The sequence below is a fragment of the Micromonospora sp. WMMD708 genome, assembly GCF_049315245.1.
In the GTDB taxonomy this organism is placed as follows: Bacteria; Actinomycetota; Actinomycetes; order Mycobacteriales; family Micromonosporaceae; genus Micromonospora; species Micromonospora wenchangensis.
On the sequence record NZ_CP186060.1, the window covers coordinates 5,879,883 to 5,893,917 of the forward strand.

Genomic DNA, 14,035 nt, shown 5'->3' on the forward strand with positions numbered 1-14,035 from the left:
GGCCGGCCGGGGAAAGCGCGACGGGTCCGACACCGACGGATCAGGAGAAGAGCATGCCCTTCATCACCGTGGGTACGGAGAACTCCGCCCCCATCGACCTGTACTACGAGGATCACGGGCAGGGTCAGCCGATCGTGCTGATCCACGGCTTCCCGTTCAACGGGGCGACCTGGGAGAAGATGTCGGGTCCGCTGCTCGCGGCCGGGTACCGGGTGATCACCTACGACCGGCGGGGCTTCGGCAGTTCGGCCCAGCCGGCCATGGGCTACGACTACGACACCTTCGCCGCCGACCTCGACGTGCTGATGACCGAGTTGGACCTGCGTAACACGATCCTGGTGGGCCACTCGATGGGCACCGGTGAGGTGACCCGCTATCTCGGCACGTACGGGTCGGGCCGGGTGGACCGGGCGGTGCTGATGGCGCCGCTGGCGCCGTACCTGTTGCAGACGAAGGACAACCCGGAGGGCGTCGAGAAGAGCCTCTTCGACGGGTTCCAGCAGGCGATCCTGGCGGACCGGTTCGCCTACCTGACCCAGTTCTGCGACGCGTTCTTCAACTACAGCGAAAACAAGGGCAAATGGGTCAGCGAGGAGGCGTACCGGGCGCACTGGCAGATCGGCGCGCAGGCGTCGGCGAAGGGCACCCATGACTCGGTGGACGCCTGGCAGACCGACTTCCGGGGCGACGTGCCGAACATGGACGTCCCGGTGCTGATCATCCAGGGCGACAAGGACAACGTGCTGCCGTTCCCGAAGACGGGTCAGCGGTTGGCGTCGATGCTGCCCAACGGCACGCTGGTCACCCTGAAGGGGGCGCCGCACGGTATCCCGTGGACGCACCCGACCGAGGTGAACCGGGCGCTGATGGAGTTCATCGGCGCACCGGCGATGGCCCGCGCCTGACGTACCACGCAATGCGGCCCCGGGGGGTTCCCCCGGGGCCGCCCCCGTCGGGTGCCGGGCGGTCAGCCCTCCAGCCGGGCGAGTTCCTCGTCGACGATCGACGGGTCGAGCTTGCGGAAGACCGGTTTCGGCGCGGCGAGCGGCCGGCCGGCCGGCAACGGTACGGACTCCCAGCGCGCGCCGACCGTGTAGTCCCCGGTGAGCACCGGGTAGCCGGGGCCGCCGTCGAGGTCGTCGACCTCTTGCAGGACCGGCATCGGGGCGTGCACGCCGGTGCCGCCGAGCAGTTCGTGGATCTTTTGCGCGGAGTGCGGCAGGAACGGGGTGAGCAGGGTGTTGGCGTCGCTGACCACCTGGAGGGCGACGTGCAGGATGGTGCCCATCCGGGGCTTGTCGGCCTCGGTCTTGAGCTTCCACGGGGCCTGCTCGGACAGGTAGCGGTTGGCCTCGGCGACGACCTTCATGGCCTCGCCGATGGCCTGCTTCTGCCGGTGCCTGGCGATCAGGTCGCCCACCGTGGCGAAGCCGGCGCGGGCCACCGCGAGCAGCGCCTCGTCGGCCTCGGTGAGCCCGGCCGGGTCGACCGGTGGGATCGCGCCGAAGTTCTTCGCCGCCATGGAGACCGACCGGTTGACCAGGTTGCCCCAGCCGGCGACGAGTTCGTCGTTGTTGCGGCGGAGGAACTCGGCCCAGGTGAAGTCGGTGTCGTTGCTCTCCGGGCCGGCGACGGCGATGAAGTAGCGCAGCGCGTCGGCGTCGTAGCGTTCCAGGAAGTCCCGGACGTAGATGACCACCTTGCGGGAGGAGGAGAACTTGCGTCCCTCCATGGTCAGGTACTCGCTGGAGACGACCTCGGTGGGCAGGTTGAGCCGGCCGAGGTCGCCGGGCTGGCCGTCGCGGCTGCCCGCCCCGGAGTAGCCGCCGAGCAGGGCCGGCCAGATCACCGAGTGGAAGACGATGTTGTCCTTGCCCATGAAGTAGTAGCCCGGGGAGTCCTTGCCCTCCCCGTCGGCCGACCACCACTTCCGCCAGGCGTCCGGGTCGCCGGTGCGCCGGGCCCACTCGATGGACGCGGAGAGGTAGCCGATCACCGCGTCGAACCAGACGTAGATCCGCTTGTCGCCCCGGTCCTGCCAGCCTTCCAGCGGGATCGGCACGCCCCATTCGAGGTCCCGGGTGATGGCCCGGGGCTGGAGGTCGTCGAGCAGGTTGCGGGAGAAGCGCAGCACGTTGGGCCGCCACCCCTGCCGGGTGTCCAGCCACTGGCGCAGCGCGTCGGCGAGGGCGGGCAGGTCGAGGAAGAAGTGTTCGGTCTCCACGAACTCCGGCGTCTCGCCGTTGATCTTGGACTTGGGGTTGATCAGGTCGATCGGGTCGAGCTGGTTGCCGCAGTTGTCGCACTGGTCGCCACGGGCGCTGTCGTAGCCGCAGATCGGGCAGGTGCCCTCGATGTAGCGGTCGGGCAGGGTCCGCCCGGTGGACGGGGAGATCGCGCCGGTGGTGACCTTGGGGACGATGTAGCCGTTGCGGTGCAGCCCGGTGAACAGCTCCTGCACCACCGCATAGTGGTTGCGGGTGGTGGTGCGGGTGAACAGGTCGTACGACAGCCCCAGCGCCAGCAGGTCCTCGGCGATCACCCGGTTGTACCGGTCGGCCAGCTCGCGCGGGGTCACCCCCTCGGCGTCGGCCTGCACCTGGATCGGGGTGCCGTGCTCGTCGGTGCCCGAGACCATGAGCACGTCGTGACCGGCCATCCGCATGTACCGGGCGAAGACGTCGGAGGGTACGCCGAAGCCGGACACGTGGCCGATGTGGCGCGGACCGTTGGCGTAGGGCCAGGCGACCGCGGCGAGAACGTGACTCATGACCAGCAAGCCTAGTGACCCGGGTCGGCGACCGGCGAACCAATAGGGTCACCGCGCCACGCCGACGTCGAATCGCCGTTCGCGGGAATTGCCCACCGACACGCGGAGTCAGCTCACGGACACCGAACGCCACCCGGTGTCCAATGGCTGACGTGACGGGCAGACGATCGGGGCACGACGAATCGACGGCCGGCACCCGGCGACCACGCCCCGGCCCCGGGGACGGTCCGGCGGCACGGGGCTCGGCCGTCGCGCCGCAGCCACGCCCCGGTCCCGGCCCGGACGACGCGACCGTGGAGGTCGAACCGACCACGGGCGCGCCGGTCGACGCGGTGCCCCGCCGGGTGCCGGTCCGCCAGCCGCGGGCCCTCCGGCGGGACGGGGAGCAGCCGGACGAGGACGGGTTCTTCTGGGCGCCCATCGAACAGGTGCACTGGGACGGCACCCCGCTGCGCAAGGAGCCGAAGCAGCGGTTGCGGACCCCGCGCCGACGTCGCCCGACCCGCGCCCCCGCCCCGCCGGACCCGATCCGGGGGCTCGCCGTGCTGCTGGCGTTGAGCCTGGTCGCGGCGTTCTTCGCCTGGGTGAGCGCGGGGCCGCTCTGGCTGGCCGTCGGGCACTCCACGGCGGGGACGGCGGTGGTCACCGACTGCTCGGGCGGCGGGCTGACCCAGCGCTGCCGGGGCATCTTCACCGCCGACGACGACCGGTTCCGCACCCACGGGGTACGGGTCAGCGGGGTGCCGGCCGAACGCACCGCCGCCGGCTCGACCCTGCCTGCGCGGGTGACCGGACCGGACGCGGACACCGCGTACGCCGACACCGGGGTGGGTCGGCACCTGCGCTGGCTGCTCGGCCTGCTGGCGGTGGCCGGCTGCGCGGCGGGGATCGTCAGGTGGACCGGGGCGACCCTGCTGGCCGACCCGCGGCAGCGTCGCTGGGCGACCGGCGGCGGCTACGCCGGGCCGGTGCTGATCACCCTGGGTTTCCTGGTCGCCGCCTGGTGAGCGGCGGCCCGGCCTACCGGTGCACGACGGCGTAGACGTCCCGGCGGCGAAGCCCGTACCCGGTGGCGACGTCGCTGATCGCGTCCCGGCGGGACATCCCGGCGGCCTCCCGGTCGGCCACCTGGGCCCGCAGGGTGTCGTCGTCGGGGCGTTCGGCGGGGGTCTGCGGCGCGCCCCCGACGACGAGGGTGATCTCGCCGCGCGGTTCCTCCCGGGCCGCCCAGTCGGCCAGCTCGCCGAGCGGCCGGCGGACGACCTCCTCGTAGGTCTTGGTCAGTTCCCGGCACAGCGCGGCCGGCCGGTCAGCGCCGAACGCGGCGGCCAGGTCGGTCAGCGCGGCGGCGATCCGGTGCGGGGCCTCGAAGAAGACGAGGGTGCGGGGTTCGGTGGCGAGGGCGCGCAGCCGGGCCCGCCGGCCGCCGGGCGAGCGGGGCAGGAAACCCTCGAAGCAGAACCGGTCGCAGGGCAGCCCGGACAGGGCTAGGGCGGTGGTGACGGCGCTCGGGCCGGGGGCCGAGGTGACCGGCACCCCGGCGTCGAGGGCGGCGGTGACCAGCCGGTAGCCGGGGTCGGAGACGCTGGGCATGCCGCCGTCGGTGACCAGCGCGACCCGGTGGCCGGCGCGGAGCACGTCGACCAGTTCCGGGGTACGCCGCTCCTCGTTGCCCTCGAAGTAGGAGACGATCCGGCCCTCGACGGTGACGTCGAGGTCGCGGGCGAGCCGGGCGAGCCGGCGGGTGTCCTCGGCGGCGACCACGTCGGCGGTGGCGAGGACGTCGCGCAGCCGGGCGGACGCGTCGGCGGGGTTGCCCAGCGGCGCGCCGAGCAGAATCAGGCGCCCAATGTCGGACATTTCACCCACGTGGCGCGCTCCTTCATCGATACTCGTACCAATCTCGGGGACGACGGGCGCCACCGGGCACCTTCGCAGCCTACGATCGCCGGGTGACGAGTGCGTCGACAGCACAGAGCGCGAGCGCGGACCGGACCGACCCGGAGGCACCCCCTCCCGAGGGCGGAGGGGGCGGCGTGCCGGCGATCGTCCGACGACGACTCGCCACCGTCGATTCCCGGCTCGACGTGAACTCGTGGATCGCCACCGCCGTCGTGGTGACGATCGCCGCCGTCCTGCGGCTGCTCGGACTGAGCAGCCCCAAGGGCAAGATCTTCGACGAGATCTACTACGCCCGTGACGGCTACGGCCTGATCGACAAGGGCGTCGAGTGGAACTACAAGGACAACGGCCCGTCGTACGTGGTCCACCCGCCGCTGGGCAAATGGCTGATCGGGCTCGGTGAGTGGGCCTTCGGCTACCAGGACGCGGAGACCAACATCTCCGTGCCGGGCCACCTGATGACCACCGCACCGGAGTTCGGCTGGCGGATCGGCTCGGCGATCGCCGGCATCCTCACGGTGCTGATGATCACCCGCATCGCCCGCCGGCTGTTCCGCTCCACCACGCTCGGCTGCGCCGCCGGCCTGCTGCTCGCCCTGGACGGCTTCCACCTGGTGCTCTCCCGCACCGCGCTGCTCGACATCTTCCTGCCGCTGTTCATCCTGGCCGCCTTCGGCGCGCTGGTGCTCGACCGGGACGCCCGCCGACGGCGCTGGGCCCGCGCGCTCGACGACGGCCTCGACCCGACCGCAGCCGGCCGGGCCGGTCGCCCCGCCGGTGGCTGGCGGAACTGGCCCTGGTGGCGGCTGCTCGCCGGGGTGCTGCTCGGGTGCGCGTGCGCGGTGAAGTGGAGCGCGATCTACTTCGTGCCGGCCTTCGCGCTGCTGGTCCTCCTCTGGGAGGTCGGCCTGCGCCGGTCGGTCGGGGTCCGCCGGCCGTGGCGCGACGCGCTCCTGGACGAGCTGCCCTGGCTGGTGCTCGCCGGGCTGCTGGTGGTCGGCACCTACCTGGCCACCTGGTCGGGGTGGCTGCTCTCCGACGAGGGTTACTACCGGATCGCGTCCCGGTACCCGAACGTGCCGGGGCTCAGCGACACCCCCGTCATCGGCGCGCTGACCAACCTGTTCCAGTACCACAAGGCGGCGTTCGAGTTCCACACCGGCCTGGAGACCGCGCACAAGTACCAGTCGTGGCCCTGGCAGTGGTTGCTGCTCGGCCGGCCGGTGGCGTTCCACTGGTCCGGCGACGGCGCGTGCGGCGCACCCACCTGCGCGTCGGAGATCCTGCTGCTGGGCACACCGCTGCTCTGGTGGTCGTTCCTGCCGGCCCTGGCCGCCACGCTGTGGCTCGGCATCGCACGCCGCGACTGGCGGGCCGGGGCGTTCCTGGTGGCCGTGGCCGCGGGCCTGCTGCCCTGGTTCTGGTACGCCCTCGACGGCCGGACGATGTTCTCCTTCTACGCCGCCCCGGCGCTGCCCTTCCTGGTGCTGAGCGTGGTGTACGTGCTCGGCGCGATCGCCACCCCCACCGTCGCGGAGCGCGCCGCCCCGGTCGGTCGGGCCGGCACCGAACCGGACGGCACGGCGCGCGACGGCACCGCACCGGACACCGGCGAGCCGGCCGATCCGAAGGCCGTCGTGGTCGTCGCGGAGGCCGATGCGGCGGCGGCGGAACAGCTCGCCGACCGGCGACTGGTCGGCGGGGTCATCGTCGGCGCGTACGTGCTGCTGGTGGCACTCTGTTTCGCCTACTTCTACCCGATCTTCGTGGGCAACATCCTGCCCTACGACGACTGGTCCGCCCGGATGTGGCTGGACGGCCGCTGGATCTGACCGGCCCCGCATCCACCGTCCGCCCCACCGTCTGCCGCCCGGGTTCCGAACCCGGCGGCGGGAGACGGTGGGGCGGACGTCTGTCGGGCGTCCCGCGCCCGTCGATGCTCCCCAGTGGATGCGGCGCGGGTTGCCGGCACGACCCGGGCCCGGGTGGGGAGCAGGGGCGACGCCGGCCGGGGTTCGCAGCGGACCACGCTGACGGGGCCGACCGTGGCGGTGGGGATCGACGACGTCGGGAGGTGTCCCACACGTGTGCCGGGACAAAAGGGCGCGCCCCGATCGCCTGCCACGGGGGAAGCGGGCGATTGGGGCGCGCAAGGAGAGCTTAACCACGTTGTGCCACCGGCACAACGGGTCGACTTGGGTCAGATTTCCGACCGATGCATCGCGCGGCAAATGGTTTACATCTAGCATCTAACGGACGGTCATCATGTCTCGCCCGGCCCACCGGCCGGGTGGTCGGCCGACCACCCGGCGTGCCGGCCGGGCAATCCCGTGGTCGAGACTCCCGCCGCCGCACCCCGGTGAGGCTCCACTGTGGATCTCACTACACTTCGCCCGGTGATCAACACGAGACGACGATCGACGGCCGTCCTGATCGGAGTGTTGGCGGCGACCACGCTGACCGGCCCCGCACCCGCCCGCGCCGAAGGCGAGGAGCCCACCGAGCCGCCCAAGGTCGAGCTGGTGCTCGACGTCAGCGGTTCCATGCGGGCCAACGACATCGACGGACGCAGCCGGATCTCCGTCGCCCAGCAGGCGTTCAACGAGGTGGTCGACGCGCTGCCCGAGGAGACCCAGCTCGGCATCCGGGTGCTCGGCGCGACCTACCGGGGCAAGGACAAGAAACAGGGCTGCCTGGACACCCAGCAGATCGTGCCGGTCGGTCCGGTAGACCGGACGACGGCCAAGGCGGCCGTGGCGACGCTGCGACCGACCGGTTTCACCCCGGTCGGGCTGGCCCTGCGCTCCGCCGCCAGGGATCTCGGCACCGGCACGACCGCCCGCCGGATCGTGCTGATCACCGACGGCGAGGACACCTGCGCCCCGCCCGACCCGTGCGAGGTCGCCCGGGAGCTGGCCGCCCAGGGCACCAAGCTGGTGGTCGACACGCTCGGCCTGGCCCCGGACGAGAAGGTCCGCCGGCAACTGCTCTGCATCGCCACCGCCACCGGTGGCACCTACACGGCGGCGCAGAGCGCCGACGAGCTGACCGGCCGGATCAAGCAGCTCGTCGAACGGGCGAAGGACACCTACACCGCCGCCCCGACCGTCGTCACCGGGCGGGGCGGGTGCGCGGACGCGCCACTGCTCGCCCCCGGCGTCTACGCCGACCGGGAGGCGTTCTCCGAGCACCGGTGGTACCGGGTGCCCGTCCGGCCGGGCCAGGAGTTGCGCGCGTCGGTCAGCGTGGCGCTCGACCGCCCGGTGAACCCCGACCACGCCGTGCTGCTGCGGGCCACCGCCACCGACGGGCGGGAACTGGTCCGGGGTGTCGACGCCGGCAGCGGCCGTACCGACGTGGTGTCGGCGGGGCTGCGCTGGTCGCAGACGGAGGACGGGGCGTCGCCGAGCCCGTCGGCGACCGACACACCGGTACCGGCCACCACCGTCTGCCTGGTGGTCAGCAACGCCTTCGCACCGCGTCCGGGCACCCGGGCCGAACCCGGCATGCCGGTCGAGCTGACCATCGACGTGGTCGCCTCGTCACCCGCACCGGCCGCTCCGGACCTGGGGCGCGGCTGGGTGCTGCTGCTCCTGCTCACCCTGGCCGGCCTGGTCACCGGCCTGGTCGTCGGACTGCTCACCCGCTGGTGGGTGGCGACGTGGAGGACGAACTGATGCGTACCCCGATCATCCGGGGCGGCGCGGCGCTGGCCGCCGTCGGCCTGACCCTGCTCGCCACCCCGGCCACGGCGGCGCCCACCCCCTCCCCCGGGGCCACCCCGGTCACCCGGGCCGGGACGTCGTTCCTGACCGCCACCGGCATCACGGCCGGCCAACCGGTCCGGGTCGACGCCTCCACCGGCGACTTCCTGTACTGGTCGTTCCCCGCCTCGGCCGGGCAACGGCACGAGATCGCCGCGACGGTGTCGCTGCCCAAGGCCCGCAGCGGCGCGTCCACCTGGACGGTGGAGGTGTTCGACGGACTGCGCCGCCGGCAGGCGTGCACGGCCGGGGCGCAGACCCCGACGGTGGCCGCCTCGGCGGGCAGCGTGGCGCTCGGCTGCACGCTGCGGCAGGTGCGCTCGTGGGCGGAGCCGTGGTCGGCCGACCCGCTGCCGGGCACCTACTACGTCCGGCTGTCGGTGACCGAGCTGCCCGAGGCCGACCTGGGGCAGCCGGTCGACGTCGAACTGCTGCTCTCGGCGCAGGGCGAGGGTTCCCGCGACGACGGTGAGCTGAAGGCGCCGCTGGTGCCGAACACCCGGGCCGGTGCGGTGCTGACCGGCGACCCGGCGGCGGCCCCCGCCGAGGCCGACGACGACTGGTTCGACGGCGACTGGCTGCCCGCGCTCGGCTCACGCTGGGCGTGGAGCACCGTGGGTGGCGCGCTCGCCGCCGTCGCCGGGGTGGTCGGTTTCGCGCTGACCCGCCGGCCCCGCCGCCCCTGACCCGCCCCTGACCCGCCTGGTGCCCGGTCCCGTCGGGCGTGGCCGCCGCCGCGCCCGAGGGGACCGGGCCGTCACGGGACCCTGCCGTGTCGCCCGTTTGCGGTACGTTCACCAGCCATGGCCGTTGGTCCGCGCACCGGGCGGACCGGGCGTGGTCGTACCGGAAAGGGGTGGGTTCATGCGTGACCTGCTGCCGGCGGCCGTCTCGGTGGCGGTCGCCGGGACCGCCGACTGGGTGGGCGAGCTGCTCCCGGAGGAACGGGCCGGGCTGGGCGAGCGGGCGGTGGAGCGCCGGCGCCGGGACTTCACCGCCGGTCGGGTCTGTGCCCGGCGGGCGATGGCCGCGCTCGGCCTGCCGGCCATGCCGGTCCCCACCGCACCGAGCCGGGCACCGGTCTGGCCGGCCGGGTTGATCGGCACCATCACCCACACCCGGGACTACTGCGCCGCCGCGGTCGCCCGCAGAAGCGACCTGCGCGCGGTCGGCATGGACGCCGAACGGCAGCGCGACCTCGACCCGGGGGTACACCGGATGATCCTGCACCCCGAGGAGAAGGACCGGCTGGCCCGGCTCCCCGCCGGGGTGAACTGGCCGATCGTGGTGTTCAGCGCCAAGGAGACCGTCTACAAGGTCTGGCATCCGGTGGTGGGCTCCTGGTTGGACTTCCTGGACGCCACCGTCGACCTGGACCCGGACGCGGGGGTCTTCACCGCCCGGATCGCCCCGGCCCGGGTGTCGGCGGCCACGGTGGCGGACCCGCCCACCGTGGTCACCGGCCGGTTCGCGGTCGAGGACGACCTGGTCCGTACGGCGGCCGTGCTGCACCTGCCCTGACCCGTTGCCGCCACCCAGCTTCCCCGAGTGCCGACCGTCGAACGAGGAGTACGGTGAACCAGCCCCAGCCCCCCTACGGGCCCCAGGACCCGCACCAGCCGCCCCCCGGGCAGTACTACCCGGTCGACCCGACCGCCCCGCCGCCCCCGGCCCCCGAGCCGCCCTACTCCGACCCGTACGCCCCGCCGTCGCCGTACGCGCCGCCGCCGGTGTCGGGGGCGCCGCAACCGTCGTACGAGCCCGGGGGCACGCCGCCGGTCTCCGGCGCGGGCTACCCACCGGTGTCGGGCGCGGGCTACCCGCCGGTCTCCGGTGGGGGCTATCCACCGCCCGGCGGGGGTTACCCGCCGCCCGGCGGGGGCTATCCGCCGCCACCCGGCGGACCCGGCTATCCGCTGGGTCCGGCGAAGCCGGCCGGGTCGTCGAGCAGGAACGTCTGGATCGTCGTCGGCCTGGTGGTCGCCCTGGTGGTGCTGCTCTGCTGCGGCGGCATCATCGCCCTGATGGTCGCCGGCAGCAGGCAGACCGACGACGCGGCCCGGGAGCCCCAGCCCTCGCTGCCCACCCCCGGTGTCACGGCGGTGCCGGGGCTGCCCGGTGACCCGCCGTCGGCGGCGCCGTCGTCCACCGACCAGGCGTTCAACCTCAGGGCCGGCCAGACGCTGGTGATCAGCGACGACGACGGCACCATCGAGATCACCCTGCGGAGCTTCAGCACCTCGACCAAGGGCTGCCGCTCGTTCGCGCCGCCACCGAACAAGGGCATCTACCTGATCGCCGACGTCACCGCCACGGTGACCAAGGGCACCTCGTCGATCAACCCGTTCTACTTCCAGTGGGTGGCCGACGACGGGACCACGGTCAACGGCCTCGCCGGCGCGTTCTCCGGCTGCGGTGGCGACCTGCTCGACTCGGGCAGCGGCATCCCGGCCGGCAGCAAGCGTGCCGGCTCGGTGGTGTTCGACGTGGCCGACAAGAACGGCGTCGTCGAGTACCAGCACAAGTTCAAGGCGGCCGGTTCCTGGAAGCCCTGATCACCGATCCGTCCGGCGGGCCGGTCCCCGGTACGGGGGGTCGGCCCGCCGGTGTCGTGGAGGCCGGGATCGCTGCCGTGCCTTGAATCGGGTCCGGCACCGGCGGATGCTTAACGCATCGACCCCCAGCGATCGATTTGGAGGTGGGGGATGCGTCGTCTCTCGCTCGTCGCCCTGGCCCTGGCCGTCACCCTGCTGCCGGCGGCCCCGGCCGCCGCGTACGCCGGCGTCGACCACCCGGCCGCCACCCACCCCGGCGTCGAAGGCCCAGCGGTCGCGGCAGGGCTGGCACAGGTACGCACCGCCGGCACCGCGTGGGGCCCGGACCCGACGACCGGGCGGCCGACGCTCACCGTCGACGACACCGTCGCACCGGAGCAGCTACGCGCGCTGCGTGCCCTCGCCGCGCGGGAAGGCGCGGACGTGCGCCGTGAACCCGGCCGGCTGCGCCTGCTCATCGCCGGTGGGCAGAGCATCTACGGTGGCGGGGCCAAGTGCTCACTGGGCGCGAACGTGCACAGCGGCAGCACGTACTACTTCCTCACCGCCGGCCACTGCACCGCCACCGCCACCACCTGGTACGCCGACAGCGGTCAGACGACCGTGCTGGGCACCCGGACCGGCAGCAGCTTCCCGGTCAACGACTACGGCCTGGTCCGCTACACGGGCAGGGTCAGCCACCCGAGCGCCGTCTACACCTATCCGGGGCTGCTCACCCTCAACGGTGTCGGCACCGCGTACGTCGGGCAGGCCGTCTGCCGCAGCGGCTCCACCACCGGGGTGCGGTGCGGCACCGTCACCGCCCTCAACCAGACGGTCAACTATGCCGAGGGCAGCGTGTCCGGGCTGATCCGTACCAACATCTGCGCCGAGCCGGGCGACAGCGGCGGCCCGCTCTACGTCGCCGCGACCGGGGTGATCATCGGCATCCTCTCCGGCGGCAGCGGGAACTGCACCAGCGGGGGCACCACCTACTACCAGCCGGTCGCCGAGATCCTCGCCGCCTACGGGGTCACCCTCCCCTGAGCGGCCCCGCCGACCCGGGTCACATGATCAAGGGCGGGCCTCCCGCTCGGAGACCCGCCCTTGATCATGAACTTCCTGGTGGAGCTGAGGGGATTCGAACCCCTGACCCCCTCGATGCGAACGAGGTGCGCTACCGGACTGCGCCACAGCCCCTCCGCCGGCGGACCGGCATCGGTCCCACCCGGCTTTCACCGGGCGGGCCGGCGCCAAGACTAACAGCCCACCCGCCCCCCGGGCGAATCACCCCTCCCGCCGTGCCCGCCCGCGGCCCGCCCGCGCCCGTGGGCCCAGGTAGCGGCCTCCGACCGCCCGGAAGCCGCTGTTTCGGCCCAAACGAGTCGATCGCCGGGCGGGCCGGGATCAGGGCGGGCCGGGATCAGCGGGGGTCGCGGCCGGACTGGTAGGGGCGGCCACGCAGGCCGCCGGAGCGGCGGTAGGACACCGAGCCGCCCCCGCTGGCCGCCGCCGGCAGGTCGGTCGGCCGGTCCAGGCCCATCGCGGTACGGCGTACCGCCTCGCGTTGGGCGGCGAGACGGCGCTGCGCCTCCCGGCGGGCCGCCGCCCGACGGGCCTGCTCCCGGCGTACCTCGGCCTGCCGGGCGGCCAGCCAGGCGGCCTCCCGGGCGCGCAGCCGCCGCCGCCGACGCTCGGCCAGCGCCCGCCGCCGCAGGTGTACGACGTACACCGCGAGCAGGGTGGCGGTGACCGAGAAACTGATCCAGAAGCCGGGGCTGACCACGATCACGCCGACCAGCTCGACGAAATTGAGCAGCAGCAGTGCGGCGAGCACCCGACGTCGCCGGTAGACGGCCGGGGTGTGGGGCCGGGGCGGACGGCGGCGGGCCTGCCGGGCGGCGGGCGGCACGGCCCGCAGGCGACCCGACCGACGCTTGGCGGACGGGGCGGCGCGGCGGGCCGGCGGCGCGGAGACAGGGACGCCGAGGTTTCCGGTGGCGGCGTCCTCGGCCAGGGTGACCACCAGCGCCCGGGGCTGGTTGACCGGCCGCCGCCCGGGGACAGTACGACGGCGCCGGCGGCGCTGGAGCACCCGCGCCGTCGACTGCGCCCGCTCCGCCACCAGCCGCTCGGTGGCGTCGTACCGGCGGACCAGTGCCGGCGCGAGGGCGAGCAGACCGGCGGCGGCGAGGACGGCGAGGAGCACCGAGGTCGGCACCCTCACCCCTCCCGTCACCGAATTCGGGGCAACCGCCGGTCGACAGCAGGATCTTCCCCGAAATCTCGTCCTGGGCGCAGATCCTGCGGCCGGGCAGCGCTTGCCGCAGCTTGCAGTTACTTGAGGTTACGGGCCACCGACCGGGATGCCGACACGCCGCGCCGCATCCCACGCGTGGGACGGTTCACCCGGCGTCGTGACGCATCCGGTGCCAGCGGGCCAGCAGACCGCCCTCGGCGGCCACCTCCTCGCTGGTCATCGCGTATCCGATGTGGTCACGCCAGGCCCCGTCGATGTGCATGTAGCGGACGTGGTACGCCTCCTCGCGGAAGCCCAGCTTCTCCACCACCCGCCGGGACGGCTTGTTCTCCGGCCGGATGTTCACCTCGACCCGGTGCAGTCCACCCGGGCCGAACGCGTGGTCGACGGCGAGCGCCATCGCGGTGGGGATCACCCCGCGCCCGGCCACCCGGGAGTCCACCCAGTAGCCGACGTACCCGGAGCAGAACGCCCGCCGGACGATGCTGCCCACGTTCAGGTGCCCCACCAGCCGCTCCCGGCCGTCCTCACGCAGGCATACCGCGAACGGCATCCCCTCGCCGGTACGCGCGGAGCGCCGCTGGTCGGCGTGCACGTAGCGGAACGCGGCAGGCGAGTTCGTCTCGTCCCAACTGCCCGGCAGGTGCGATTCCCAGGGCGCCAGCCAGGCCCGGTTCGCCCGGCGCACCGACGACCAGGCACCGGCGTCGGAACGGCGGTACGGCCGCAGCACCACCGGACCGTCCATCAGCACCACCGGCCAGCCCGGTGCCCGCCCGAACCAGCTCACCGCGCCGACCTCCCG

The 14,035-nt window shown here is 73.5% G+C and carries 12 protein-coding genes and 1 tRNA gene; 8 read left to right on the plus strand and 5 right to left on the minus strand.

Annotated elements, in window-relative coordinates; genetic code table 11:
• Positions 1 to 53 precede the first annotated feature (53 nt).
• Positions 54 to 905: an alpha/beta fold hydrolase gene (locus ACN260_RS25830; protein WP_422753452.1), complete on the plus strand. Its 852-nt coding sequence runs from the start codon at positions 54 to 56 to the stop codon at positions 903 to 905.
• 62 nt (positions 906 to 967) lie between these two features.
• Here ACN260_RS25830 and metG read toward each other — a convergent pair whose 3' ends face one another.
• Positions 968 to 2,770 (minus strand): methionine--tRNA ligase, encoded by a 1,803-nt coding sequence (gene metG / locus ACN260_RS25835; protein ID WP_422753453.1) that lies wholly within the window; start codon positions 2,768 to 2,770, stop codon positions 968 to 970.
• Positions 2,771 to 3,063: 293 nt separating this feature from the next.
• Between metG and ACN260_RS25840 the strand changes: the two genes are divergently transcribed.
• Positions 3,064 to 3,777: a hypothetical protein gene (locus ACN260_RS25840; protein WP_422753454.1), complete on the plus strand. Its 714-nt coding sequence runs from the start codon at positions 3,064 to 3,066 to the stop codon at positions 3,775 to 3,777.
• Between the two features lie 13 nt (positions 3,778 to 3,790).
• On the opposite strand, the gene rsmI is transcribed toward ACN260_RS25840, so the two are convergent.
• The gene (rsmI, locus tag ACN260_RS25845) at positions 3,791 to 4,630 is read right to left on the minus strand and encodes a 16S rRNA (cytidine(1402)-2'-O)-methyltransferase (RefSeq protein ID WP_422753455.1); all 840 of its coding nucleotides are present in this window, start codon (positions 4,628 to 4,630) and stop codon (positions 3,791 to 3,793) included.
• Between the two features lie 92 nt (positions 4,631 to 4,722).
• On the opposite strand from rsmI, the gene ACN260_RS25850 reads away from it, so the two are divergent.
• The 6 genes from ACN260_RS25850 (at position 4,723) to ACN260_RS25875 (ending at position 12,017) form a co-directional block, all read left to right on the plus strand.
• On the plus strand, positions 4,723 to 6,504 hold the full coding sequence (locus ACN260_RS25850; RefSeq protein WP_422753456.1) for a dolichyl-phosphate-mannose--protein mannosyltransferase: 1,782 nt from the start codon (positions 4,723 to 4,725) through the stop codon (positions 6,502 to 6,504).
• A gap of 564 nt (positions 6,505 to 7,068) precedes the next feature.
• Positions 7,069 to 8,349: a VWA domain-containing protein gene (locus ACN260_RS25855; RefSeq protein ID WP_422753457.1), complete on the plus strand. Its 1,281-nt coding sequence runs from the start codon at positions 7,069 to 7,071 to the stop codon at positions 8,347 to 8,349.
• Positions 8,349 to 9,122: a peptidase gene (locus ACN260_RS25860; protein ID WP_422756831.1), complete on the plus strand. Its 774-nt coding sequence runs from the start codon at positions 8,349 to 8,351 to the stop codon at positions 9,120 to 9,122. Before ACN260_RS25855 ends, ACN260_RS25860 begins: the two co-directional genes overlap by 1 nt.
• A gap of 178 nt (positions 9,123 to 9,300) precedes the next feature.
• Positions 9,301 to 9,957: a 4'-phosphopantetheinyl transferase family protein gene (locus tag ACN260_RS25865; protein ID WP_422753458.1), complete on the plus strand. Its 657-nt coding sequence runs from the start codon at positions 9,301 to 9,303 to the stop codon at positions 9,955 to 9,957.
• A gap of 53 nt (positions 9,958 to 10,010) precedes the next feature.
• Positions 10,011 to 10,991, plus strand: a complete 981-nt coding sequence (locus ACN260_RS25870) for a hypothetical protein (protein WP_422753459.1) — start codon at positions 10,011 to 10,013, stop codon at positions 10,989 to 10,991.
• A gap of 150 nt (positions 10,992 to 11,141) precedes the next feature.
• Complete coding sequence (locus tag ACN260_RS25875) at positions 11,142 to 12,017, plus strand: S1 family peptidase (protein WP_422753460.1); 876 nt, start codon at positions 11,142 to 11,144, stop codon at positions 12,015 to 12,017.
• A 76-nt stretch (positions 12,018 to 12,093) separates the two neighbouring features.
• On the opposite strand, the gene ACN260_RS25880 is transcribed toward ACN260_RS25875, so the two are convergent.
• From ACN260_RS25880 to ACN260_RS25890, 3 genes are all read right to left on the minus strand, one after another.
• Positions 12,094 to 12,170: transfer RNA gene (locus ACN260_RS25880), tRNA-Ala, on the minus strand.
• 223 nt (positions 12,171 to 12,393) lie between these two features.
• The gene (locus tag ACN260_RS25885) at positions 12,394 to 13,191 is read right to left on the minus strand and encodes a hypothetical protein (protein WP_422753461.1); all 798 of its coding nucleotides are present in this window, start codon (positions 13,189 to 13,191) and stop codon (positions 12,394 to 12,396) included.
• Positions 13,192 to 13,375: 184 nt separating this feature from the next.
• Positions 13,376 to 13,978, minus strand: coding sequence for a GNAT family N-acetyltransferase (locus ACN260_RS25890; protein ID WP_088647614.1), 603 nt, complete (start codon positions 13,976 to 13,978; stop codon positions 13,376 to 13,378).
• Positions 13,979 to 14,035 lie beyond the last annotated feature (57 nt).

Excerpts from the sequence above, each read along its gene's own strand:
- rsmI (WP_422753455.1), bottom strand. The coding sequence starts at position 4,630 with ATGTCCGACATTGGGCGCCTGATTCTGCTCGGCGCGCCGCTGGGCAAC.
- ACN260_RS25830 (WP_422753452.1), top strand. The coding sequence starts at position 54 with ATGCCCTTCATCACCGTGGGTACGGAGAACTCCGCCCCCATCGACCTG.
- ACN260_RS25865 (WP_422753458.1), top strand. The coding sequence starts at position 9,301 with ATGCGTGACCTGCTGCCGGCGGCCGTCTCGGTGGCGGTCGCCGGGACC.
- metG (WP_422753453.1), bottom strand. The coding sequence starts at position 2,770 with ATGAGTCACGTTCTCGCCGCGGTCGCCTGGCCCTACGCCAACGGTCCG.
- ACN260_RS25890 (WP_088647614.1), bottom strand. The coding sequence starts at position 13,978 with ATGGACGGTCCGGTGGTGCTGCGGCCGTACCGCCGTTCCGACGCCGGT.
- ACN260_RS25875 (WP_422753460.1), top strand. The coding sequence starts at position 11,142 with ATGCGTCGTCTCTCGCTCGTCGCCCTGGCCCTGGCCGTCACCCTGCTG.
- ACN260_RS25860 (WP_422756831.1), top strand. The coding sequence starts at position 8,349 with ATGCGTACCCCGATCATCCGGGGCGGCGCGGCGCTGGCCGCCGTCGGC.